The sequence below is a fragment of the Arthrobacter crystallopoietes BAB-32 genome, assembly GCF_000328305.2.
Taxonomy (GTDB): domain Bacteria; phylum Actinomycetota; class Actinomycetes; order Actinomycetales; family Micrococcaceae; genus Crystallibacter; species Crystallibacter crystallopoietes_A.
In genome coordinates, this window is the sequence record NZ_ANPE02000214.1 from 1 (window position 1) to 21929 (window position 21929).

A 21929-nucleotide genomic window follows, 5' to 3' on the forward strand; every position below is an offset into this window, starting at 1 on the left:
CCGCCGGCGACGTCGCGGCGGTGCCGGACCTGACCGGCGGCGGGGTCGGCGGGTTCTGCGTGCCGAACGCCCAGCATGCCGTGCGCCAGGCCAAGCACCTGGCCAAGAACATCTATGCCGAGCGCTGGGGCGTGGGCGAGGTCACCGAGTACAAGCACGAGAACCTCGGTGCCGTCGCCGGCTTCGGCATCAACAAGGGCGTCGCCAAGGTCATGGGCATCAAGCTGAAGGGCCCGCTGGCCTGGCTGGCGCACCGCGGCTACCACGGCTTCGCGATGCCGACCTGGGAGCGCAAGATCCGCGTGATCGCCGACTGGACCCTCAATGCCATCCTCGGCCGCGACACCACCGAGATCAGCGACATCGAGACCCCGTACCGCGCGTTCCGTACCGCCGCCGCCCCGGCCAAGAAGCCGGAACCGGCCAAGGCCGAAGGTGCCAAGGACGAGCAGAAGTCCGGATCCCAGGCGCCGGCCGACTCCCGGTAGCCTCGGCAGGGCCGTACCACTAACGACGGCGGGAGCGTTGGGTTCCGCGGCAACGGAACCTAACGCCCCGCCGTCGTCAGGTTAAACCGCAGCAGGACGCAGGCAGCGCCGGGCAGGAGGAAGAACCCGTGACGACCGTGCATGTGCGCAGTGAGCATCCGGACGACCGGGCGGAAGTGCTCCGGCTGACCGCCCGTGCCTTCGCTGGCGGGGACGGCCAGGAACCGGTGGAGGTGCGGCTGCTCTCGGAGCTGTTCGGCTGCGACGAGTACCTGCCTGACCTGTCCGTCGTCGCCGAGGCGCCGGCGCCCGGCAGCAGCCCGGTCATCGCCGGACACTCGATCACCACCCGCGGCTGGATCGACGGCCAGCCGGCCCTGGGCCTGGGGCCGATTTCGGTCCTGCCCGAGTACCAGGGACAGGGAATCGGCGCTGCCTTGCTGGAAGAAACCCGGCTGCGCGCTGTGGCCCGGGGCGAAGCGGTGATCGTGCTGCTTGGCCACACCGGCTACTACCCGCGCTTTGGCTACCGGCCGGCCGCCGAGCTGGGCATCCAGGCCCCGGACCCGCAGTGGGGAGCGCACTTCATGGCGTTGCCGCTGTCCGGCAGGACGGTGCCGCGGGGACTGTTCCGCTATGCCGCGCCCTTTTCCCGTCTCTAGTGACGCTGCTCCGGCTGCCCGGATCCAGTAGGCTGGATAGTGCCTTCCGTACCGGCATGCCCCAGTAGCCCAATGGCAGAGGCAAGCGACTTAAAATCGTTTCAGTGTGGGTTCGAGTCCCACCTGGGGTACCGATGCAACGTTCGCCCTAGTGTGACGAGCGTTACAAGGATGTAATCAAATCGCCTTATTTTTTGTTGCTTTGTGCACTAGTTTCTTCTCATAATCACCGAATCCATGGTGGTTGACCAAAGGTTCGCGGACCTTTGTGATCGAGGAGAAGAGTTTATGACTGCAACACGTAATGCAGTGCTGTTCGGCAGCGGTGCGCGCGGCGCCAAGCTGGCGGCACTCGGCTTGGGGGTAGCCCTCTTCGCATCAGCTTGTGGCGGTTCCGGCACACCTGAACAAGAAGGCGGCACGTCGGCCCCCGCAGCCTCCGGCCTGACCTGTCCCGAACCCGGTGAAAACGGGGCCGGCGCCGAACGCACCAAGGGCGATCCCTCTGCGGTGCCTGCGTCCAAGGGCTCCACCGAACAGCCCCTGAAAATCGGCACCCTGCTCCCGACCACCGGCACGTTGGCCTACCTCGGTCCGCCTGAAATCGCCGGCAGCAACCTTGCCATCAAGGAAATCAACGAAGCCGGCGGCGTGCTGGGCAAGGACGTGGAAATCGTGCACCGCGATTCCGGCGACACCACGACCGACATCGCCACCCAGTCGGTGAGCGACCTGCTGGGACAGGACGTCAGCGCCATTGTCGGTGCCGCATCGTCCAGCGTGTCCTTCAACGTGATCGACCAGATCACCAATGCCGGCGTGGTGCAGTTCTCCCCGGCCAACACCTCGCCCGAGTTCAGCGATTATGACGACAACGGGCTGTACTTCCGCACCGCGCCCTCCGACGTGCTGCAGGGCCGCACCCTGGGCAGCTACATGATCTCCTGCGGCGCCCAGACGCTGGGCATGATCGTCCTGAACGATCCGTACGGCACCGGCCTGCAGAAGAACGTCAAGGAAGCGTTCGAAGGCGCCGGCGGCCAGGTCGTCGCCGAGGAAATGTTCAATACGGGAGACTCGCAGTTCAGCTCGCAGGTCGACGCCGTGGTGGCCGCCGACCCGGATGCCATCGCCGTCATCACCTTCGACGAGATCAAGAGCATCGCTCCGCTGCTGCTCGCCAAGGGCGTCAGCCCGGAGCAGCTGTTCCTGGTGGACGGCAACACCGCCGACCTGAGCGAGGACCTGGATCCCGGCGCGATGGAAGGGGCACAGGGCACCATCCCGGGCACGTTCGCCAAGGACGAGTTCCGCTCCGACCTGGCCACCGTGGACGACAGCCTGACCGACTACGCCTATGCCGGTGAGGCCTACGACGCCGTGAACATGATCGCGCTGGCGGCCGAAGCTGCCGGCAGCACGACCGGTGAGGACATTGCCGCCGAACTGGTGGCCGTATCGAAGGACGGCGAGAAGTGCTATGACTTCGCCGGCTGCGTGACGCTGCTGCGCGAAGGCCAGGACATCGACTACGACGGCCTCTCCGGCCCGGTCACCTTCGATGAGAATGGTGATCCCACGGAGGCATACATCGGCATCTACAACTACGACGCCGAGAACGTCCCCCAGCCGGCCCGCGAGGAGTTCGGCCAGCTCTAACGGCTTCAGTCCCTCACTCGCACTGAAGCAGGAAGCCCCCGCCGGATCCGGCGGGGGCTTCCTCATGTCCAGGAGGTCACACAGGCGGCCTGATGGGGCGTTTGGACAAAGCGAAGGCGACGCTGCCCCGTACAGGACAGCGCCGCCGTCGTCATGGGCGGAAAAGGGTCACGCCGTATCCGCGAGCGTGCCCAGGTACAGCTGGATGACCTTCGGGTCCTTGAGCAGCTGGCGGCCGGTGCCCGTGTAGGCGTCGCGGCCCTGGTCCAGCACGTAGGCCCGGTCGCAGATCTGCAGGCAGCGCCGGGCGTTCTGCTCGACCATGATGACCGATACTCCGGCCCGGTTGATTTCATGGACGCGCAGGAAGGTCTCATCCTGCTTGACGGGGGAGAGGCCCGCCGAGGGCTCGTCCAGCAGCAGCACGGCCGGATCCATCATCAGTGCCCGCCCCATCGCCACCATCTGGCGCTCGCCGCCGGAGAGCGAGCCGGCGCGCTGCTGGCGGCGCTTGCCCAGCTCCGGGAACAGCTCGGTGACGAAGTCGAAGCGCTCCTTGAAGTCCTTGGGACGCTGGAACATGCCCATCTGCATGTTCTCTTCGATGGTCAGCGTGGCGAAGACGTTGTTGGTCTGCGGCACAAAGCCGATGCCCTGGGTGACCAGCTTGTTGGCCTTGAGGCCGGTAATGTCCCGCCCGCGCACCACCACGCGGCCTGAATGGATCTTGACCAGGCCGAACATGGCCTTCAGGAGGGTGGATTTGCCGGCGCCGTTGGGACCGATGATGCCGATCAGCTCGCCGGGCCGGGCCTCGATGCTGCACCCGTTGAGGATGTTGACCCCGGGCAGGTAGCCGGCCACGAGGTCAGTGACGGTGACGACGGCGTTCCCGTCCTCGGGCGTCTGCTGGCTCATCGCTCTTCCTTCCGTTCCTCGTCCCGGCCGTCCTGTTCGGCGATGCCGCGGCCGATGATGCCCGCGTTGTCGGTGCCGACCACGGACTCCTGGTCCTTCGCGAGCTGCTCTTCCAGTTCCTCGACGCCCTCGGCCGCGCCGAGGTCCACATCGTGGTGGGCACCGAGGTAGGCGTCGATCACCGCCTGGTCCTTCATGACCTCCGCGGGCGGTCCTTCGGCGACGATCTTGCCTTCGGCCATCACCACCACCCAGTCGGCGATGTTGCGCACCATGTGCATGTCGTGCTCGACGAAGAGCACGGTCATCCCCTCGGATTTCAGGTTCCGGATGTGGTCCAGCAGGGACTGGGTCAGGGCCGGGTTCACGCCTGCCATCGGCTCGTCCAGCATGACGAGCTTGGGATCGGCCATCAGCGCGCGGGCCATTTCCAGCAGCTTGCGCTGGCCGCCGGAGAGCGAAGCCGCATAGTCCTCGCGTTTGGTGTCCAGCTTGAACTTCTCCAGCAGCCCGTCCGCGTGCCGGGTGATCTCCTTCTCGCGGCCGCCCCAGACGTTCTTGAACAGGGCCTTGGAGAGCTTTTCGCCCTCCTGCTTCGTGGCGCCGAGACGCATGTTCTCGATGACCTTGAGCTTGCCCATCACCTTGGTCAGCTGGAACGTGCGGACCATGCCCATCCGCGCCACCTTGTAGGAGGGGACGCCGGCCAGCGACGTCCCGTCGAAGGTCCACTCACCCGAGTTCGGCTGGTCGAAGCCGGTCAGCAGGTTGAAGAACGTGGTCTTGCCCGCGCCGTTGGGTCCGATCAGCGCGGTGATCTTGTGCCGGGGCACCTCGAGGTACTCGACGTCGACGGCGTTGATCCCGCCGAAGGTGCGGGTGACGTGCTTGGCCACCAGGATCGGGTCCCGCTTCCGGCAACCGGGCGCCGCCGGCTCCGAGGCGATGGGGCGGGTGTCCGTCATGTAGTCGACGGCTTCGGTCTGCACGCCGCCGGACTCTTCCGGGTTGGGATGGTGCATGCTCATGAGAACGCCAGCTCTTTCTTATTGCCCAGCACGCCTTGCGGCCTGAAGATCATCAACAGCATCAGTGCGATGCCGACCATGATGTAGCGCAGCTGGCCTGCCTGGGGGATGGAGATGAAGGTGATGTAGCCGGCGCCGATGGCGCCGTACAGCAGGCCCTGGGTCAGCGAGAGCACGACCCAGAAGAGCATGGCGCCGATCACCGGACCGAGGACCGTGGCCATGCCGCCGAGCAGGAGGCAGGTCCACAGGAAGAAGGTCAGTTCGCTGCCGTAGTTGGCCGGCTGGACGGAGCTGCGGGGGAGGGTGAAGAGCACCCCGGCCAGCGTGCCGAAGACACCGCCAATGACCAGGGCCTGCATCTTGTAGGAGTACACGTTCTTGCCCAGCGAGCGGACCGCATTCTCGTCCTCACGGATGCCCTTCAGCACGCGTCCCCAGGGGCTGCGCATCAGCAGCCAGACGATCACGCAGCAAATCGCGACGACGATCCAGGCGGCGACCCGGACCCAGAGGTCGCGGGCGCTGAGCGAGATGAAACCGAGGTTGTACGTCCCTTCCGGGAACGGGTTCAGGGCGTAGAACCCGTCGGCGAAGCCGTTCAGGCCGCCGGCTGAGCCCGTGATGTCGGTCAGCGAGTTCGTCGTGACGATGTAGCGCACGACTTCGGCCGCGGCGATGGTCACGATCGAAAGGTAGTCGGCGCGCAGCCGCAGGGTCGGAATGCCGAGCAGGAACGCGAAGCCAACCGAGCAGGCCAGGGCCACCAGCACTGCGAGCCAGAAGGGGGCGTTGAACGTAAGCGTGGAGATCGCGAAGCCGTAGGCGCCCATCGCCATGAAGCCCGCCTGGCCGAAGTTCAGCAGGCCCGAGTAGCCGAAGTGGACCGCCAGGCCCAGGGCAGCCAGTGCGTAGGCGGCCGTGGTTGGGCTGATGATCTCGCCGAGTGCACCAGTGAGAATGTTGAGAAAGTCCATCGTGCGCCCCCTAACCTACGCGCTCTCTGCGGCCCAGGATGCCTTGGGGCCGGAACAACAGGACAATGATCATGATCAGCAGCGCGCCGACGAACTTGAGGTCCGCCTCGAGCCAAATCGTGGAGACTTCGACGAAGATGCCGACGATGACCGAACCGAGCAGCGCGCCGAACACGGTGCCGAGGCCGCCCAGGACCACCGCCGCGAAGATCAGGAGCAGGATCTGCTGGCCCATATTGAAGGTCACGCCCGGCCGGTAGTACGCCCAGAGGATGCCGCCGAGCGCGGCGAGCACGCCGCCGACCGTCCAGACGAGCCGGATGACCCGGTCCACGTCGATGCCGGAGGCGGACGCCAGCGCCGGATTATCGGCCACCGCACGGGTCGCCTTGCCGATCCGGGTCTTGAGCAGCAGGAAGGACACCACGAGGACCACGATCGTGCTGATAATCAGCGACTGCAGCGTGTTCTGTGAAATGGAGACCGCGCCGAATTCGATCTGCGGGCTGCGCGCTCCCGGCAGCTGCTGCGTGCTGCCACCGAAGAACAGCTGGATGGTGTAGCGGGCAGCGAGGGCCAGGCCGATGCTGACGATCATCATCGGGATGATGCCCGAACCGCGCCGGCGCAGTGGCTTCCAGAGGCCCGCATCCTGAATATAGCCGGACAGGCCGCCGCCGACGATCGCCAACGCGGCCGCGAGCCAGATCGGCAGGCCCAGTCCGGCGAGGAAGAACATCAGCACCGCGCCCAGTGTGACCATCTCGCCGTGCGCGAAGTTCGTCAGGCCGGTTGTGCCGAAGATCAGCGACAGCCCCACCGAAGCCAGCGCCAGCAGCAGGCCGAAACTGAGTCCGGCCAGCATGCGCTCGGCGAGCAATTCACCGAAGGACTGGCTTTGGACGACGATGCCCTCGCCCAGCGGGAAGATGGCCCCGGCATTGGAGGTGTTGGCGAAGGTGACTTCGCGCGGGTTCTGCGCACCCTCGGCCAGTGCCACCCCCTCCGGGAGCGTGGTGACATCGAGTTCGACCTGGTAGGTTCCCTGCACCGGAACGCCGATGGTCCAGGCGCCGGTTTCCGAGGTCACGGTCTCTCCGCTGAAGCCCTCGCCGGTGGCCCTGATGGTCACCCCCGCCACCGGTTGTCCGGCGTTCCGCAGTACACCGTTAATGGTGTTCGGAAAGGAATCCGGGGTGCTGGCCGGGCTTTCCGGCGACGGGGATGGCGATGGGGTCGAGGCGGAAACCGGCGCAGCCAAGGTCTGGGCTTGCACGGCGGGTGCCGATAAGAGCAGGGATGCGAAGACCGCCAGCAGGAAAGCCAGCATCCCGATCGGCCGAGCAAGCTTCGGCAGTGTTCTCAAGTTATGAACCTCCACAGTGGGGGCTTGCCGGCCCCCGGGAACCGGCAACGCTGACAGTGTCATGTGAACTGCGTCACTGACGTGTCGTTCATGTTACTCGCGCATTGTGTTCAGCAAGTTGCGAAATGCTTGCTTTTGGTCGCGATCAGATAACAACTGTGAAGCTGTTGCAAAACTTTCGGTAACGCCGGAGCTGCCCGGCGGAAAACAGCGGGCTATTAGAGGTAGAGCCCCGTACCCTTGTCCGCTTCCTCGGGCTCGGCCACCGCGTGGATGTCCCGCTCGCGCAGCAGAATGTAGTCGGCGGCGTTGACTTCGACCTCGGCGCGGTCCTCGGGGTCGAACAGGACCTTGTCGCCCACGCCGACCTGGCGGACATTCGGTCCGGCCGCCACCACGGTGGCCCAGCCCAAGCGCTTGCCCATTGCCGCCGTCGCCGGTATCACGATGCCCGAGGATGACCGCCGCTCGCTGCTGTCCTTGTCCGGCGCCACCAGGATCCGGTCGTGCAGCATCCGCAGCGGCAGGTGGACAGGTGCGGTGCGCTGGTTCCGATCGGTGGCGGGGCGAGGATTCACACCAGCATTCTAAGCATTGCCCGCAGCAGATTCCGTCCGCCGGGATATAACAGCGGCCGCCGAACGTTGCATTAGGTAGGGTTGAAACAGCTCGTACCCCCTGATCGGAGGACAACAAAGATGGCAATGGGTGGAAATCCCGTCTTTAACAATCCCAACGTATTCCGCAGCCAACCGCAGAACACCACGAACGCCGGTTCCGCCATGCTGGCCGGCCAGGCGCAGATGTCCAGCCAGCAGCTGCAGGACCTCTACAACCAGCCGTCCGCCGGTCCCGCCCAGACGGGGCGGATGACCTACGACGACGTCATCATGAAGACGCTGGCCTGCCTGGCGCTGGTGCTGGCTGGCGCCGCAGTCGGCTGGATGATCCCGGCGCTGATGATCCCGGGCATGCTCGCCGGCCTGGTGCTCGGCCTGGTCAACGCCTTCAAGAAGGAGCCATCCAAGGGCCTGATCCTGGCCTACGCCGCGGCGGAGGGCCTCTTCGTCGGCGGCATCTCGGCGGTGCTGGACGGCATGTACCCGGGCATCGCGCCGCAGGCCGTCCTCGGCACCGTATGCGTGTTCGCGGTGACCCTTGCGCTGTTCAAGAGCGGCAAGGTGCGGGCGACCCCGAAGGCGATGAAGTTCTTCATGATCGCCATCATCGGCTACGCCGTGTTCTCGCTGGTCAACCTGGGCCTGCAGATGTTCGGCGTGCTGGACACCCCTTGGGGCGTACGCGGTATGGAGGTCATGGGCATCCCGCTCGGTGTCATCATCGGGATCTTCGCGATTGGCCTGGCCGCCTTCTCGCTGATCATGGACTTCACGTCCATTGAGGAAGGCGTGCGCCAGGGCGTGGACCGCAAGTACTCCTGGACAGCAGCGTTCGGCCTGACCGTCACGCTGGTCTGGCTCTACGTCGAGATCCTGCGCCTGCTGGCCATCCTCCGCTCGGTGGCCGAGGAGTAGGAACAGCCTCAAGTTGGACCCCGGTTGCCGCCGGGGTCCAACTTTTTTAAGCCCGGCATCAGGCCTATACATCCAGCCCCGCCTCAGCCCCGCCCGCGTGCAGGCCAGCCACGCCTCACGCCAGCCGGGCTGCTCCTGCGGCGGGGGACACCGGGAAGATTTCCGGGGCCACAAGGCCGGCATTCCGGAAGGCATTAACGACGGCGGTCCCCACCTTGGCGGCAGAGGCGGCGGGGACCAGGGCGATGGCCGAGCCGCCAAACCCGCCGCCGGTCAGGCGGGCCCCGAGCGCGCCGTGCCGGCACGCAGTGTCCACGGCCAGGTCCAGCTCGGGACACGAGACCTCGAAATCATCGCGCAGCGAGGTATGGCTTTGGCTGAGCAGCGGGCCGATGGCTGCCGGGTCCGCCGCCTCCAGCAGCTGCACGGTTTCCTCGACCCGCCGGTTCTCGCCAACGACGTGCCGCGCCCTGCGGAAGGCGGCGGCATCCAGCCGTGCCTCGGCGGCATCGAGGCCGGGGGCCGTGAGTCCGCGGAGGGAGTCCAGCCCAAGCTGCTCGGCGGCCCGTTCGCAGTCCCGGCGGCGTTCGGCGTAGCCTCCGCCGGCGTGGGCGTGCGAGACCTTGGTGTCAATTACGAGCAGGCGCAGGGCATGCTCCTCGAGCCGCAGCGGTACCGGCCGGGCGGCGCCGCTGCGGAAGTCCACGAGCAGGGCGTGGCCCGTGCGCCCGCCCAGCGAGGCGGTCTGGTCCAGAATGCCCGTGGGCGCCCCCGCCATCTGGTTCTCGGCCTGCTGGCACAGCGTGGCCAGCTCGGCCAGCCCCAGCCGTGCGCCCAGGAGGTCGTTCAAGGCGGCGGCAACGGCGCATTCCACGGCGGCGGAGGATGAGAGCCCCGCGCCGACCGGCACATCGGTTTCCAGCTGCAGGTCCAGCCCCGGCACCGGGAAACCGCGGCGCGCGAAGGCCCAGACAACGCCGAGCGGGTACGCGGCCCACCCGGACACGGACCCCGGCGAGATGTCCGCGGCAGGCACGCGCACGCCGTCGTACTTTCCCTCCAGCACGGTGGAGACCCGGACCTGGCCGTCATGGCGGAGCGCGGCGGCCGCAACGGTGGTCCGGTCGATCGCCAGCGGTAGGGCCAAGCCCTGGTTGTAATCCGTGTGCTCGCCGATCAGGTTCACCCGTCCCGGGGCCGACCAGAGGCCGTCCGGTATGGCCTCAAAGCGGGCGGCGAATCCGGTCCGGGCGGCAGCGGCCAGTGCGTCCAGGCGGGCGGTGCCGGCGGCCGTACCGCTCAAGCCGGGCCTGCCTCACGCAGCCGGGCGGCGGTTTCCTCCGGCACCGTGTCGTTGATGAAGGCGCCCATCGCGGCCTCGGACCCGGCCAGGTACTTGAGCTTGTCGGCGGCGCGGCGGGGCGAGGTCAGCTGCAGGTGCAGGTGTCCGGCGGGGCGCAGCTCCGGGTCGACGGGCGCCTGGTGCCAGGCCGCAATGTAGGGCGTGGGGGTGTCGTAGAGGGCATCGAACCGGCGCAGCAGCTCCGGGTAGAGCTCGGCCAGTTCGTCCCGCTCCGCGCCGCCGAGCGCGGACAGGTCCGCCACGTGGCGGTGCGGCACCAGGTGGACCTCGAGCGGCCAGCGGGCGGCAAACGGCACGTAGGCGCTGAAATGCCGGCCCTCGAGCACCATCCGCGAGCCGTCCGTGCGCTCGGCGGCGAGGATGGCGGCCGCTTGGCTCTCGAGCCCGCCGGAGCGCAGGAAATGCCGCCGGGCGAGCCGGGCGATCCGCAGCGCGCGCGGCGTGACGAAGGGGTAGGCGTAGATCTGCCCGTGCGGGTGGTGCAGGGTCACGCCGATCTCCGCGCCGCGGTTCTCGAAGCAGAACACCTGCTGCACGCCGGGCAGGCCGGAGAGGGTTTCGGTGCGCTGGGCCCACGCGTCCACCACGGTCCGCACCCGCTCGTACGGCAGCTCGGCGAAGGAGCCGGTGTGGGCGTCGGTGAAGGAAATGACCTCGCAGCGTCCGTACGAAGGTTCCGGGTCCTGGTGCAGTTCCGGGCCGGGATCCGCCGGGACGCCACCGAGCTGAGGGCCGAACGAGGGAAAGCGGTTCTCGAAGACCGCAACTTCGTAGCCGGCGGGGATTTCGCTCCGGCGCGTTCCATCCGACGGGCACAGCGGGCACTCATCCTCCGGCGGGAGGTGCGTGCGGTCCTGCCGGTGTGCCGCGATGGCCACCCATTCGCCGGTGAGTTCGTCGAAGCGCAGCTGTCCGCCGTCCGGGTTGCGCGCGGGAAGTCCGCGCCGGTCCCGCACCTGCTCCGGTTCCTGGTGCCGCCTGGCCGACTCCGCGTCGGCGTCGAAGTAGAGCAGTTCCCGGCCGTCCGACAGCCGCGTGGAGGTCATGATGGTCATCGCGGCTCCCGTCTGGAGGTACGTTTTAGCTATGAGCCACCATACCTTTGCCACCGGCGAACAGTTCCGGATCCAGCGCGGCAACTCGCAGGCGGTGATTACCGAGCTGGCCGGGTGCCTGCGGTTGTTCACGAAGGACGGCGTCCAGCTGACGGAGACCTTTAACGACGACGAGATCCCGCCGGGCGCGTCCGGCATCCTGCTCGCGCCGTGGCCCAACCGCGTGGCAGACGGCAAGTGGATGCTCGACGGCAAGGTGCAGAAGCTGGACATCACCGAGCTCACCCGGGGCCATGCGAGCCACGGGCTGCTGCGCAACAGCAGCTACCGGCCCACGGAGCGGACGGACGACGCGGTGGAACTCGAAGCCGAGATCTTCCCGCAGCACGGCTACCCCTTCCGGCTCACCCACCAGGTCCGCTACGGGATCGACGAGGCGGGCGACCTGACCGTGACGCAAACCCTGGTCAACCATTCGACGGCGGCGGCTCCGGTCGCCCTCGGGGCGCATCCCTACCTGCGGCTGGGGGATATGGAGACGGCCGGGCTGACCCTGACCGTCCCGGGCGCAACCTACCTGGAGACCGACGACAGGCTCATCCCGCGCGCTTCGGCATCGGCCAGCGGCGGAACCGACCTGCGCGGCGGTACCGGAATCGGCGCGTTGGGAATACTGGACCGCGCTTACACGGACCTGAAGCCTGCGGGCAACGGCAGGGTGGAGACCACCCTGGCCGCCGCCGGTGGCGAATCGGTCACGCTGTGGCAGGACAACGTCTTCCCCTACGTGCACATTTTCGTCACCGATACCTATCCCGGCCGCCCGCTGGCAGTCGCCGTCGAACCCATGAGCGCGCCGGCCAACGCCCTCAATTCCGGAGACGGCCTCGTCTGGCTGGAACCGGGCAAGAGCTTCGGCGGCAGCTGGGGCATCAGCGCCCGGGTGCGCGGGCAACATGCCTAGTCGCGGGATGTGAAATTATTGTCTCTATGAGCCGGCTTACCCCTGACAGCCTCCCCACGGGCCCGGTGCCCGCCGGGCCGGACAGCGCGCGGGACGATGTCCCCTACGCGCTGCGCATTGCGGCTTCGTGGGCGTGGCGCATAGGGCTGGTCGTCGCTGTCGCCGGCGTGCTGATCTGGCTGCTCAGCTACGTGTCGCTGCTGATCATCCCGGTCATGGTGGCAGCCCTGCTGGCCGGCCTGCTGCAGCCGGTGGTGCGGTTCCTGCTCAAGGCCAAGGTGCCTAAGGGCCTCGCCGTCGGCATCACCATCCTGGGCTTCCTCGGCCTGATCGGCGGGGCGTTGTCCCTGGTGGGGCGGCAGCTCTACTTCGGCTTCCGCGAACTGTGGGACCAGGTGCTCGAGGGCGTGCGCCAGATCCAGACTTGGCTGACGGAGGGGCCGCTGCGGCTGACCTCGGCGCAGCTGAACGACTACATCAACGAACTGCTGGACCAGGTGCAGGCCAACAGCAGCGCCATCCTGTCCAGCGCCTTGAGCGTCGGCTCCACCGCCGGACACCTGGTCGCCGGGCTGCTGCTGGCGATCTTCGCACTGATCTTCTTCCTGCTCGATGGCCAGCGGATCTGGCTTTTCATCGTGAACCTGATGCCCCGCCGCGCCCGGTCGGCGACCAACGGCGCGGGCCGCAAGGGCTGGACCTCGCTGGTGCAGTACATCCGGGTCCAGGTCTTCGTGGCCTTCGTCGACGCCGTGGGTATCGGCGCCGGCGCGGCCATCATCGGCGTACCGCTGGCCCTGCCGCTGGGCGTGCTGGTGTTCCTGGGCTCCTTCATCCCGATTGTCGGCGCCCTCTTCACCGGGTTCGTCGCCGTGCTGCTCGCCCTCGTGGCGAATGGCTGGGTGAACGCGATCATCATGCTCGCCATCGTGCTCGGCGTGCAGCAGCTCGAAAGCCACGTGCTGCAGCCGCTGATCATGGGCAAAGCCGTCTCCCTCCACCCGCTCGCGGTGGTCCTGGCCGTCGCCGGCGGCACCATGGTCGCCGGGATCCCCGGCGCACTGTTCGCCGTGCCGTTGATGGCGATCCTCAACTCCGTGGTCAAATACATTGCCGCCCGCGGCTGGGAGGACGACGACGCGCTCGGTGGCCGGCTGCGCCCTCCCGAGCCGGCCGTGCAGGCCGCCGCCGCGGCCGCCCAGTCAACCGCAAGAACCAAGCGCCAGATTCAAACCCCAGGCGGGGACCGTGATGGTACCGCCGCCGAGGACAGGAACGAACAGCCGAAATGATAGATCTGAAGACCCTGCCGGTCACTGTCGACGACGTGATGGACGCGGCCGAAATGCTCGACGGCGTCATCGCCAAGACCCCGATTGAACAGTCCCGGGCGCTGGGCCGGATGACCGGCTCCGAGGTCTACTTCAAGTGCGAGAACCTCCAGCGCGCCGGCTCCTTCAAGGTCCGCGGCGCGTACGTCCGCATGGCGCGGCTGACCGAGGAGGAGAAGGCCCGCGGCGTCGTGGCCGCCTCGGCCGGCAACCATGCCCAGGGCGTTGCCGTCGCTGCCGCCCGGCTCGGCATCAAAGCACGGATCTACATGCCGCTCGGCGTCGCCCTGCCGAAGCTGGCCGCCACCCGGGGACACGGAGCCGAGGTCGTACTGCATGGCACCAACGTGGACGAGGCGCTGGCCGAGGCCGAGCGCTACGCCGAGCAGACCGGCGCCGTCTTCGTCCACCCGTTCGACAACGCGGACATTATCGCCGGCCAGGGCACCATCGGGCTGGAAATCCTTGAGCAGATTCCGCACGTGGACACCATCATCATGGGTGTCGGCGGCGGTGGCCTGCTGGCAGGCGTGGCCACCGCGGTCAAGGCCCGCGCCAAGGAGCTCGGCCGCGACATCAAGGTCATCGGCGTGCAGGCTGAAAACGCGGCCGCCTACCCGCCCTCGCTCGCAGCCGACGCGCTGGTGCCGCTGAAGAAGGTCTCCACCATGGCAGACGGCATCGCCGTTGGCCGCCCCGGGCAGCTGCCCTTCTCGATCATCCGGGAACTGGTCGACGACGTGGTCACGGTCAGCGAAGACGCCCTCGCCCGCGCCCTGATCTTCATGCTCGAACGCGCCAAGCTGGTGGTCGAGCCGGCCGCAGCCGTCGGCGTCGCGGCGCTGATGGAAGGCGTCATCGAGAACCCTGGCACCACGGCCGTGATCCTCTCCGGCGGCAACATCGACCCGATGCTGATGCTCAAGGTCATCCAGCGCGGCCTGTTCGCCTCCGGCAGGTTCCTGTCCGTGCGGATCATGCTGGACGACCGCCCCGGCTCCCTGGCCAAGATCTCGCGCATCATCGCCGAATCCGACGCCAACGTCACCCGCGTGGACCATACCCGGATCGGCGGCTCCATCAGCATGGGCGACGTCGCGATCACCATCGACATCGAAACCAAGGGCCACGAGCACTGCGAACTCGTCCTGGGCAGCCTCCGCGCCGAAGGCTTCCAGCCGGTCGTCGTGCATTAGCGTGGCCGAACCCAGCCGGGCAGCCCGGGCTCGCCGCGCACTGGGCGCCCTGCTCGTCCTGGCCGCGGTGCTCTGGGGCGTGCACCTGTTCACCTTGCTGGCCGGCAGCAGCATCTATTTCCTGCTCGGCAACATCCCGCGCCGGCTTTATGGCCTCGACGGCATCCTCTTTTCGCCGCTGCTGCACGCCGACTTCAACCACCTGGTCAGCAACACGCTGCCGCTGGTGGTGCTGGGTTTCCTCGTGCTGCTCGAGGGCACGCGGCGCTTCATGGTGGTGCTGGCCTCCAGCTGGCTGGTCTCCGGCACCGGCGTCTGGCTGCTGGGCCAGGGCCTGACCGTCGGGGCCTCCGGCGTGGTGTTCGGTTTCCTCGCGTACCTGCTGGTCCGCGGGTTCTACAACCGCAGTTGGCGGCAGATCCTGCTCGCCGTCGTTATTTTCCTTTTCTACGGTTCAGTGCTCTGGGGCTTACTGCCGACGGCGGGAGGCGGGGTGTCGTGGCAGGCGCACCTGTTCGGCGCAGCCGGGGGAGTGCTCGCCGCAGTGCTGATGCGCAGGGACGGCCTGCGGGGCCGGAACCGGCAGGTACGGTAAAGGGCGGGCCCGCTGCTGCTGTTCGAGCAACGGACCCGCCCTGGGACCTGGTTTTCCGGCAGTGCCGGCGCGGCGGTCAGCCCTTGTATGGCTTGGCCGAGAGGATCTCCACTTTGATGTCCTTGCCGTTCGGCGCGACGTAGGTGGTCTTGTCGCCGACCTTCAGTCCGTTGATCGCCGCACCCAGTGCGGACTTTTCGCTGTAGACGTCGACCTCGGCATGGCTGGACACCTCGCGGCTGCCCAACAGGAAGGTCTCCTTGTCGCCGGCGATGTTGGCCTCGACCACCATGCCGGGCTCGACAACGCCGTCGTCAGCCGGCGCCTCGCCGACATGGGCGTTGCGCAGCAGGTCGGTCAGCTGGCGGATACGCGCCTCGGCCTTGCCCTGTTCCTCCTTGGCGGCGTGGTAGCCGCCGTTTTCCTTGAGGTCCCCTTCGGAACGGGCCTGCTCGATGCGGGCAACGATCTCCGTCCGGCCGGGCCGGACAGGTAATCCAGTTCAGCCTTCAGGCGGTCGTAAGACTCCTGAGTGAGCCAAGCCACGGATGCGCTGGATGTAGACACGTACTTCTCCTTAGTGTGGCCGTCAGCGGCTTCCCGCTCCCGGCATGGGTACTCCTTTGCTGAAATGGCCGCCGGTAAGACGGCGGCCGCATCAAGCAAAGACCCCGCATATCTGGCGGCTCGATCACCTGTGGATCGGCTAGCCACCGGATGGGCGGGGCGGAATGTATTGAACAAGTGTAGTCAGTGGTTCGGTCTTTTCCCAAGAATCGAGATCACTCTGAGACATTCGGCCTGCCACGTTTGCGGCTGGTCCCGAAGCCTGCCGGCGCGGCTCGGAGTCGTGCCGCGTGCCGCACTTTCGTTGCCAGTAAAGGGCACCGGGCCCTTCTTGCGGAAAACCTACTCGGTGATCCAGCAGGCGTTGACACCGCCGGAGACGGAAGGCGATTCCGTTCTTAGCTGAATCCGGTGCGCAGTGGTGCGCCCGCCGTCGTTCCCTTCCCCTTCTCCAGCCGGACCGATGGTGGCAATCTTCCAGCCCACGATCGCGTACGTCTCGTTCAGCGCCTGGACGGCGCACTGGGCTGTCGCCTCCGGGTCCTTTGTCACCTGGAAGTCCACGGTGGCCCGGTAGGGGTCCGACACGTCGAAGCCAACGTCCTTGCTGGAGACCGCCGGGGATCCCTGTTTCAGTGCGAAGAAGCCGGCGAGCAGGACAGCCGCCGCCAGGACTGCGATCACTATGCCGCGCTTGGCACCCCGGCCCAGGCCCTGCTTTGGGGCTCCGTACCGATTGGCTACGCTTAACCCTGAAGAACGAGGGGGCGTGGAAGTCGGGCCGGTGCTGCTCACATCTACAACCTTACCGTGTTACAGATTCTGTCCGATCACCAGGAGTTTGAGTTGAGCATGCCTGCAGAAGCCACTGAGCAAGCCGTGGAGAGCCGCGGCGGTGACAGGTTGCGCCTACTGGCCGTGCATGCGCATCCGGACGATGAGTCCAGCAAGGGCGCCGCCACGATGGCCAGTTATGCCGCCTCGGGCGTCGAAACCATGGTGGTCACCTGCACCGGCGGTGAGCGCGGGGACATCCTCAATGCCGAAGCCGCGTCCGAACCGCAGGCTCTGCGGGACCTGCCGGGACTGCGCCGGCTCGAAATGGCCAAGGCAGCCCGTGAACTCGGCATCTCGCACCGCTGGCTGGGCTTCGTGGATTCCGGTCTGCCCGAGGGCGATCCGCTGCCGCCGCTGCCATTCGGCAGCTTCGCAACGCTGCCGGTGGAGCATGCAGCCGCTCCGCTGGTGCGGCTGGTCAGGACCTTCAAGCCGCACGTGATTGTCAGCTACGACGAGAACGGCGGCTACCCGCATCCGGACCACATCATGGCGCACAAGGTGGCGGTGGAGGCCTACCATGCCGCGGCGGACCCGGAGCGCTATCCGGAGGCGGGCGAAGCCTGGGCCCCGCTGAAGCTCTACTACGACCGGGCCTTCAACCCGGAACGCTTCCGTGCGCTGCACTTCGCCTTGGAGGAAGCCGGCCTGCAGTCCCCGTACGCAGCCAGGATTGCGGCCTGGCAGGAGGCCGATGCCGAGGGGCACCAGCCGCCCATGCCGACCCATCGGACCACCACGCAAATCGACTGCGGCGATTTCTTCGAGCACCGCGACCGCGCCCTGCTCTCGCACCGGACGCAAATCGAACCGGCCGGGTTCTTCTTCGCGGTCTCGCCCGAGATGCAGCGCAAGATCTGGCCGTGGGAGGACTACACGCTGGTGGACGCCAGAGTGGATACCACCCTGCCGGAGACCGACTTCTTCGCGGGCATACGATAGAGAAAGCCCAAGCAATCGGAATTTCCGGACCCCTGCCGCGTCCGGGCCTGCCAGAAAGAGATTCATCTTGCACCTGCTGCATGTACTTGCCGCCGCCGGATCCACCGGCGAACCGACGCTGAGGCCCGGCCTCGATCCGGACCAGGTCACACCAGGACCCTGGGGCTTCTTCATCACCTTTGGCCTGGCCGTCCTGGTCATCCTGCTGATCTGGGACATGCAGCGGCGGATCCGCCGAGTACGCTACCGCGAGCAGGCCGCTCAGGCGGCAGAAGAACGCACGGAGCCGGCTGAGACCGAACAGGAGCGGCAGCGCCGCCTCGACGCTGAACTGAACGGCAGGATCACGGGCCGGAAGCCCGGGGAAGCCGGCGAGGACTCGACGAACCAGCGGCCCGACCGGGACGGGACACCCGGGAGCTGACATGTCCGGCAGACTGCGCAACGAAGCCTCAGCCTACCTGCGCCAGCATGCCGGAAACCCCGTGGACTGGTGGCCATTCGGCGACCAGGCCTTCGAACAGGCACGTCTGCGCGACGTGCCTGTTTTCGTATCCGTGGGCTACGCCGCCTGCCACTGGTGCCACGTCATGGCGCACGAATCGTTCGAGGACCAGGCGACGGCGGACTACCTGAACGAGCACTTCGTCAGCATCAAGGTGGACCGCGAAGAACGCCCGGACGTTGATTCGGTTTACATGGCGGCAACCCAGGCCATGACCGGCCAGGGCGGCTGGCCCATGAGCGTCTTCACGCTGCCCGACGGCCGTGCCTTCTACGCCGGGACCTACTATCCGCCGCGGCCGGCACCTGGCATGCCTGCCTTCCGCCAGGTGCTGGCAGCCGTCAAAGAGGCCTGGGACCAGAGGCGGCCGAGCGTCGAAGCCAGCGCCTCAGCCCTCGCCGAAGTGCTCGAAGGCGCCGCCGACAACAACCGCAAGCTCATGGGCAGCCTCCTGCCCCCAGCCGAGGGCACCGAAACGTCCCTCGCCACGCGGCTGCCCGGACTGCTCGACGAGGCAGTCCGGGTGCTGGATGAACAGGAAGACCGTGACTATGGCGGGTTCGGCGACGCTCCCAAATTCCCGCCGTCGTCCGTTGTCCAGTTCCTGCTCCGCCACGCGGCCAATGGCCCCCATTTTCAGGAACGGGATGGGGCCGGAAACCTCGGCCGTGGCGATGAGGCGGAGGATTCGGCCGTTCAGACGGGAAGTCCCGGGCCCGACGGCGCAGGCACAGCGGATTCGGCCCTCGGCCTGGCCTCGCGGACGCTGGAGAGGATGGCTACCTCGGCACTGTACGACCAGCTCGAAGGCGGCTTCGCCCGCTACGCCGTCGACCGCCAGTGGTCGGTGCCGCACTTCGAGAAGATGCTCTACGACAATGTCCAGCTCCTGCGCGCCTACGCGCAGTGGGCTGCGCAGTCCCCACCCGGACCGGACCGCGACCTCGCGCGCGCCGTGGCCGCCGGGACCGCGGACTGGATGATCGGCAGGCTGGGACTGGCCGAAGGCGGCTTTGCTTCCTCCCTGGACGCCGACACAGTCATCGACGGCGTGCATCACGAGGGCGCCACCTACTTGTGGAGCCCTGCCGAGCTCCGCGAAGCCATCGGCGAGGATGCGGAGTGGGTCGCATCCCTCATGGGCGTCGGCGATCGGGGCAACGTCACGGCCACCGGCTCGACTCTGCATCCCGGTCGCAGGCTGGACCCGGAGGAGCAGCGCAGGTGGGACGGGCTGAAGCCGAAGCTCCTGGCCGTCCGCAACCAACGTCCGCAGCCGGCTCGCGACGAGAAAGTCGTCGCCGGATGGAATGGCTTGGCCATCGCCGCGCTCGCCGAGACCGCCGACCTCCTCGGCCGGGACGATCTGCTGGCGGCCGCCGTGGGGGCCGCCGAGTACTTGCAACGTGTCCACCTCGAGGGCCGTGGAGCGCTTGCCCGCGTCTCCCACGCCGGGACAGCCGGCAGTATTCAGGGATTGCTGGAAGACTACGCGGGTCTCGCCGAAGGGCTCTTCGCGCTCTACGCCAGTACCGGGGATGAGCGCTGGTACAGGCTGGCCGCTGAACTAGTCACCGCGGCGGAGGGGATTTTCCTCAAGGACGGCGTGCTCAGCGATACCGCTGGCCAGCCTGCCCAACTTGCCGCCGCCAGCGGCGCATGGAGTCCCGCCGACCCCTTCGAAAGCGCCACCCCCAGCGGCACGAATCTTTTTGCAGGAGCCCTGCTGACTTATGCCGCGTACAGCGGATCGCTTCGGCATCGGCTGCTCGCCGAGCAACTGCTCCAGTACCTGGAACTGGTTGCACCAAAGGCGCCGCGAGTGGCAGGTTGGGGCCTGGCGGTCGGCGAGGCGCTCCTCGCGGGTCCGGTGGAGCTCGCCTTGGTGGGAAAGCGGACCGCGGTCACCGCCCTTGCCAAGGCCGCTCGTTCTACCGGCAGCCCCGGCATGGTCATCGCGATGCGCTTCGGGGACCAAGCATCTGATGCTTCGACTACTTCGGGCGAGTCCGACGTCCCCCTGCTGGAGAACCGGCCCGGACCGGAAGGCGGAGCGTTCGCATACGTCTGCCGGCGAATGGTGTGCCGTCGACCGGTTGCCACGGTCGAGGAGCTAGTCGCTGAGCTACGGTCCAACACCTAGGGCAGCGGACGCCGGGCGGACAGGAATCCTCGTCTAGAGCCGGTAATTAGTCGCGGGCCTCAGAACGGTGGTGGTGTTTCGTCGTTGCTGTCATCGTCGTCGCGGTGGCTGTCGGGTTCTGGTTCCGGTGGTGGTGCCTTGGGTGGGCGGGGCCGTTCTGGACTGCCGTCAGGGCGGCCTTGTGCTCCGTCAGGTGCGCCTTGTTCGGTGGTTTTTTCGTGTTTGCGTTGGTAGGCGGTGAGTTTGGTGTTGATGTCGTGGATTTGGTGTTGTTCGAGGATGTTGGCCAGTTCGTCTGGCGGGGTGTGGGCGAGTGGCTCGGGACGTGTGGGGTATTCGAGGCCGGCGGGGGAGGTCCAGTCGGATTGGTGCCGGTTGGGTTGGTCGAGGTCCCAGTCGGTTTCGGTTTTCAGCCGGTGGTGCTTTTTACATTCGGGCCGGAGGTTGGCCACGTTGGTGGATCCGCCTTCGGCCCAGCCGATGGCGTGGTCGAGTTCGCAGTGGTCGCTGGAGCGGGAGCAGCCGTAGAACACGCATTTTTCGTAGAGCAGTTTCAGGTAGCGGCGTTGGGCGTTGGTGGGCCGGTATTGTTTGCGGTCCATGGCGAGCACGGCGCCGGTGACGGGGTCGGTGAGGAGCCGGGTGAAGGAGGGGGCGTTGGCGGCGAGCCGGGCGGCGGCTTCGAGGGGGATGGGTCCGTAGCCGTCGAGGTGGGCCGGTTCCTTGCCGAGGCCGAGCAGGGTCAGTGCGGGGATGGTCAGCGCGACGGTGGGCACGATGCCGTGGCCGGTGCCTTCGGGCAGGCCGCCGTTGCGGGGCGGGTGTTCGCGTAGGTCCATGGGCGGGTCCTCGTCAACGCCTTGAATTTCGGGGTTCATGGGATCGGCTACCGGCGGATCCGGATGTGCGGCGGCCGGATCCGTTTCAGTCTGAACCTGGCTCGGGTCCGTCTCGGTTTCTGCGGCGCTGGCGGTACCGGTGGCGGGTGGGCCGCAGGTAGGCTCCCAGGCCGGGTCCTCGGCGGTGGAGGTGGTCTCGGCCGCGCGGAGGGCCGCGTCGGCGCCTGCCGCGTCTGCTGCTCCGGTTTCTGCTGCCGCTGCGGTGGTTTCTTCTGTGGTGGCTGGTGCCGTGGGGTTGGTGGGGGTGAGGAGGAGGTGGGTGAGGGCGTCGGCGCGGAGTTGGGTGAGGGTGCGGGGGTCTTCGGGGTTTTTGGCGGCGGTGGCGAGGTCGTCGATGTGGTTGTACGCGGCGACGGCGGTTTCGGCGGGCAGGTAGGCGGTGAGCCAGGCCATGCCGTCGTGGTCGGGTTTGAGTTCGATGTGGCGGTCTTTGGCGGCTTTGGCGCGGCGGGTGGTGATGGATTCGGGGTGGCGGATCTCGCGGATTTTGCGGGAGCGGCGGCGTAGGGCGGGGGTGGAGCATTCGTTGGCCATGTCGAGGAGTTCGTGTTCGAAGCCGGGGCGGGCGTCCTTGGGCAGGGAGGTGGTTTCGTCGGTGATGATGGCGGCTTGCACGGGGGTGAGGTTGCCGGCTTCGAGTTCGGCCAGGGTGGTGGGGCAGTCGCCGGTGATGGAGCGGGCGTAGTTGACTTTGAGGGCCGCGGTTTGTTCGGGGATCTGCAGGGCGGCGGCGGCTTCGCTGATGGCGGCGGCGATGGCGAGGCTTTCGTCGGGTTTGTCGGGTCCGAGGGGGTGGGGCCAGCCGTGGGGTTGTTCGTTCAGGGCTTCGCGGGTCAGGGCGGTGAGCAGGCGCAGGGTGTAGGCCTCGAGCCAGCCGCCGATGCGGCGGATGGCGACGA

Annotated in this window: 19 protein-coding genes, 1 tRNA gene and 2 pseudogenes; 12 read left to right on the plus strand and 10 right to left on the minus strand. The window is 67.4% G+C overall.

The annotated features are described in order from the left end of the window. The 4 genes and pseudogenes from D477_RS22810 to D477_RS16785 all read left to right on the plus strand — a co-directional run. A pseudogene (locus D477_RS22810) lies at nucleotides 1-488 on the plus strand (NAD(P)/FAD-dependent oxidoreductase); the annotation flags it as partial. A gap of 128 nt (nucleotides 489-616) precedes the next feature. Further along, a complete protein-coding gene (locus tag D477_RS16775; protein WP_005272348.1) occupies nucleotides 617-1150 on the plus strand; it encodes a GNAT family N-acetyltransferase in 534 nt (177 codons plus the stop codon). Between the two features lie 58 nt (nucleotides 1151-1208). Beyond that, a tRNA-Leu gene (locus tag D477_RS16780) sits at nucleotides 1209-1281 on the plus strand. Between the two features lie 157 nt (nucleotides 1282-1438). Next, on the plus strand, nucleotides 1439-2809 hold the full coding sequence (locus D477_RS16785; protein ID WP_005272351.1) for an ABC transporter substrate-binding protein: 1371 nt from the start codon (nucleotides 1439-1441) through the stop codon (nucleotides 2807-2809). Between the two features lie 168 nt (nucleotides 2810-2977). Here the strand turns inward: D477_RS16785 and D477_RS16790 are convergent, their stop codons facing one another. The 5 genes from D477_RS16790 to D477_RS16810 form a co-directional block, all read right to left on the minus strand. Next, nucleotides 2978-3727 carry an ABC transporter ATP-binding protein gene (locus D477_RS16790; RefSeq protein WP_005272355.1) on the minus strand — a complete coding sequence of 250 codons (750 nt, stop codon included), beginning with the start codon at nucleotides 3725-3727 and terminating at the stop codon, nucleotides 2978-2980. Then, nucleotides 3724-4755, minus strand: coding sequence for an ABC transporter ATP-binding protein (locus tag D477_RS16795; RefSeq protein ID WP_005272360.1), 1032 nt, complete (start codon nucleotides 4753-4755; stop codon nucleotides 3724-3726). The genes D477_RS16790 and D477_RS16795 overlap by 4 nt, the downstream gene beginning before the upstream one ends. Continuing rightward, nucleotides 4752-5732 carry a branched-chain amino acid ABC transporter permease gene (locus tag D477_RS16800; RefSeq protein WP_005272361.1) on the minus strand — a complete coding sequence of 327 codons (981 nt, stop codon included), beginning with the start codon at nucleotides 5730-5732 and terminating at the stop codon, nucleotides 4752-4754. The genes D477_RS16795 and D477_RS16800 overlap by 4 nt, the downstream gene beginning before the upstream one ends. Before the next feature lie 10 nt (nucleotides 5733-5742). Then, nucleotides 5743-7062, minus strand: a complete 1320-nt coding sequence (locus tag D477_RS16805) for a branched-chain amino acid ABC transporter permease (RefSeq protein WP_081608605.1) — start codon at nucleotides 7060-7062, stop codon at nucleotides 5743-5745. Nucleotides 7063-7316: 254 nt separating this feature from the next. Then, on the minus strand, nucleotides 7317-7676 hold the full coding sequence (locus D477_RS16810) for a GroES family chaperonin (RefSeq protein ID WP_005272366.1): 360 nt from the start codon (nucleotides 7674-7676) through the stop codon (nucleotides 7317-7319). 120 nt (nucleotides 7677-7796) lie between these two features. Between D477_RS16810 and D477_RS16815 the strand changes: the two genes are divergently transcribed. Then, nucleotides 7797-8633, plus strand: a complete 837-nt coding sequence (locus tag D477_RS16815; protein ID WP_043847430.1) for a Bax inhibitor-1/YccA family protein — start codon at nucleotides 7797-7799, stop codon at nucleotides 8631-8633. Between the two features lie 115 nt (nucleotides 8634-8748). Here the strand turns inward: D477_RS16815 and galK are convergent, their stop codons facing one another. Both galK and galT read right to left on the minus strand, forming a co-directional pair. Beyond that, on the minus strand, nucleotides 8749-9936 hold the full coding sequence (galK, locus tag D477_RS16820) for a galactokinase (protein WP_005272372.1): 1188 nt from the start codon (nucleotides 9934-9936) through the stop codon (nucleotides 8749-8751). Next, the gene (gene galT / locus D477_RS16825; protein ID WP_005272373.1) at nucleotides 9933-11051 is read right to left on the minus strand and encodes a galactose-1-phosphate uridylyltransferase; all 1119 of its coding nucleotides are present in this window, start codon (nucleotides 11049-11051) and stop codon (nucleotides 9933-9935) included. Before galT ends, galK begins: the two co-directional genes overlap by 4 nt. A gap of 31 nt (nucleotides 11052-11082) precedes the next feature. Between galT and D477_RS16830 the strand changes: the two genes are divergently transcribed. Genes D477_RS16830 through D477_RS16845 form a run of 4 tightly spaced genes read left to right on the plus strand, consistent with a single transcriptional unit; the run spans nucleotide 11083 to nucleotide 15137 of the window. Next, nucleotides 11083-12015 (plus strand): aldose 1-epimerase family protein, encoded by a 933-nt coding sequence (locus tag D477_RS16830; protein WP_005272376.1) that lies wholly within the window; start codon nucleotides 11083-11085, stop codon nucleotides 12013-12015. A 26-nt stretch (nucleotides 12016-12041) separates the two neighbouring features. Next, nucleotides 12042-13307: an AI-2E family transporter gene (locus tag D477_RS16835; RefSeq protein ID WP_005272378.1), complete on the plus strand. Its 1266-nt coding sequence runs from the start codon at nucleotides 12042-12044 to the stop codon at nucleotides 13305-13307. Then, nucleotides 13304-14542: a threonine ammonia-lyase gene (gene ilvA, locus D477_RS16840; protein ID WP_005272383.1), complete on the plus strand. Its 1239-nt coding sequence runs from the start codon at nucleotides 13304-13306 to the stop codon at nucleotides 14540-14542. Before D477_RS16835 ends, ilvA begins: the two co-directional genes overlap by 4 nt. Before the next feature lies 1 nt (nucleotide 14543). Continuing rightward, nucleotides 14544-15137 carry a rhomboid family intramembrane serine protease gene (locus D477_RS16845; RefSeq protein ID WP_005272386.1) on the plus strand — a complete coding sequence of 198 codons (594 nt, stop codon included), beginning with the start codon at nucleotides 14544-14546 and terminating at the stop codon, nucleotides 15135-15137. Nucleotides 15138-15213: 76 nt separating this feature from the next. On the opposite strand, the pseudogene greA reads toward D477_RS16845, so the two are convergent. Further along, nucleotides 15214-15704 (minus strand): annotated as a pseudogene (greA, locus tag D477_RS16850) (transcription elongation factor GreA). A gap of 342 nt (nucleotides 15705-16046) precedes the next feature. Then, entirely contained in the window at nucleotides 16047-16388 is a 342-nt protein-coding gene (locus tag D477_RS16855; protein WP_005272399.1) for a DUF4307 domain-containing protein, read from the minus strand. Nucleotides 16389-16556: 168 nt separating this feature from the next. On the opposite strand from D477_RS16855, the gene mca reads away from it, so the two are divergent. From mca to D477_RS16870, 3 genes are all read left to right on the plus strand, one after another. After that, nucleotides 16557-17483 (plus strand): mycothiol conjugate amidase Mca, encoded by a 927-nt coding sequence (mca, locus tag D477_RS16860; RefSeq protein ID WP_052510833.1) that lies wholly within the window; start codon nucleotides 16557-16559, stop codon nucleotides 17481-17483. A gap of 67 nt (nucleotides 17484-17550) precedes the next feature. Then, nucleotides 17551-17907, plus strand: coding sequence for a hypothetical protein (locus D477_RS21375; protein WP_005272415.1), 357 nt, complete (start codon nucleotides 17551-17553; stop codon nucleotides 17905-17907). Nucleotide 17908: 1 nt separating this feature from the next. Further along, a complete protein-coding gene (locus D477_RS16870; RefSeq protein ID WP_005272419.1) occupies nucleotides 17909-20131 on the plus strand; it encodes a thioredoxin domain-containing protein in 2223 nt (740 codons plus the stop codon). A gap of 59 nt (nucleotides 20132-20190) precedes the next feature. On the opposite strand, the gene D477_RS21380 is transcribed toward D477_RS16870, so the two are convergent. Beyond that, on the minus strand, nucleotides 20191-21929 hold a 1739-nt coding region (locus tag D477_RS21380), incomplete at its 5' end, for an HNH endonuclease signature motif containing protein (protein ID WP_005272421.1).

What these genes read in the sequence shown, in the direction of transcription:
- D477_RS16785 (WP_005272351.1), top strand. Translation starts at nt 1,439, where the DNA reads ATGACTGCAACACGTAATGCAGTGCTGTTCGGCAGCGGTGCGCGCGGC.
- D477_RS16790 (WP_005272355.1), bottom strand. Translation starts at nt 3,727, where the DNA reads ATGAGCCAGCAGACGCCCGAGGACGGGAACGCCGTCGTCACCGTCACT.
- D477_RS16795 (WP_005272360.1), bottom strand. Translation starts at nt 4,755, where the DNA reads ATGAGCATGCACCATCCCAACCCGGAAGAGTCCGGCGGCGTGCAGACC.
- D477_RS16800 (WP_005272361.1), bottom strand. Translation starts at nt 5,732, where the DNA reads ATGGACTTTCTCAACATTCTCACTGGTGCACTCGGCGAGATCATCAGC.
- D477_RS16805 (WP_081608605.1), bottom strand. Translation starts at nt 7,062, where the DNA reads ATGCTGGCTTTCCTGCTGGCGGTCTTCGCATCCCTGCTCTTATCGGCA.
- D477_RS16815 (WP_043847430.1), top strand. Translation starts at nt 7,797, where the DNA reads ATGGCAATGGGTGGAAATCCCGTCTTTAACAATCCCAACGTATTCCGC.
- galT (WP_005272373.1), bottom strand. Translation starts at nt 11,051, where the DNA reads ATGACCATCATGACCTCCACGCGGCTGTCGGACGGCCGGGAACTGCTC.
- D477_RS16830 (WP_005272376.1), top strand. Translation starts at nt 11,083, where the DNA reads ATGAGCCACCATACCTTTGCCACCGGCGAACAGTTCCGGATCCAGCGC.
- D477_RS16835 (WP_005272378.1), top strand. Translation starts at nt 12,042, where the DNA reads ATGAGCCGGCTTACCCCTGACAGCCTCCCCACGGGCCCGGTGCCCGCC.
- ilvA (WP_005272383.1), top strand. Translation starts at nt 13,304, where the DNA reads ATGATAGATCTGAAGACCCTGCCGGTCACTGTCGACGACGTGATGGAC.
- mca (WP_052510833.1), top strand. Translation starts at nt 16,557, where the DNA reads ATGCCTGCAGAAGCCACTGAGCAAGCCGTGGAGAGCCGCGGCGGTGAC.
- D477_RS16870 (WP_005272419.1), top strand. Translation starts at nt 17,909, where the DNA reads ATGTCCGGCAGACTGCGCAACGAAGCCTCAGCCTACCTGCGCCAGCAT.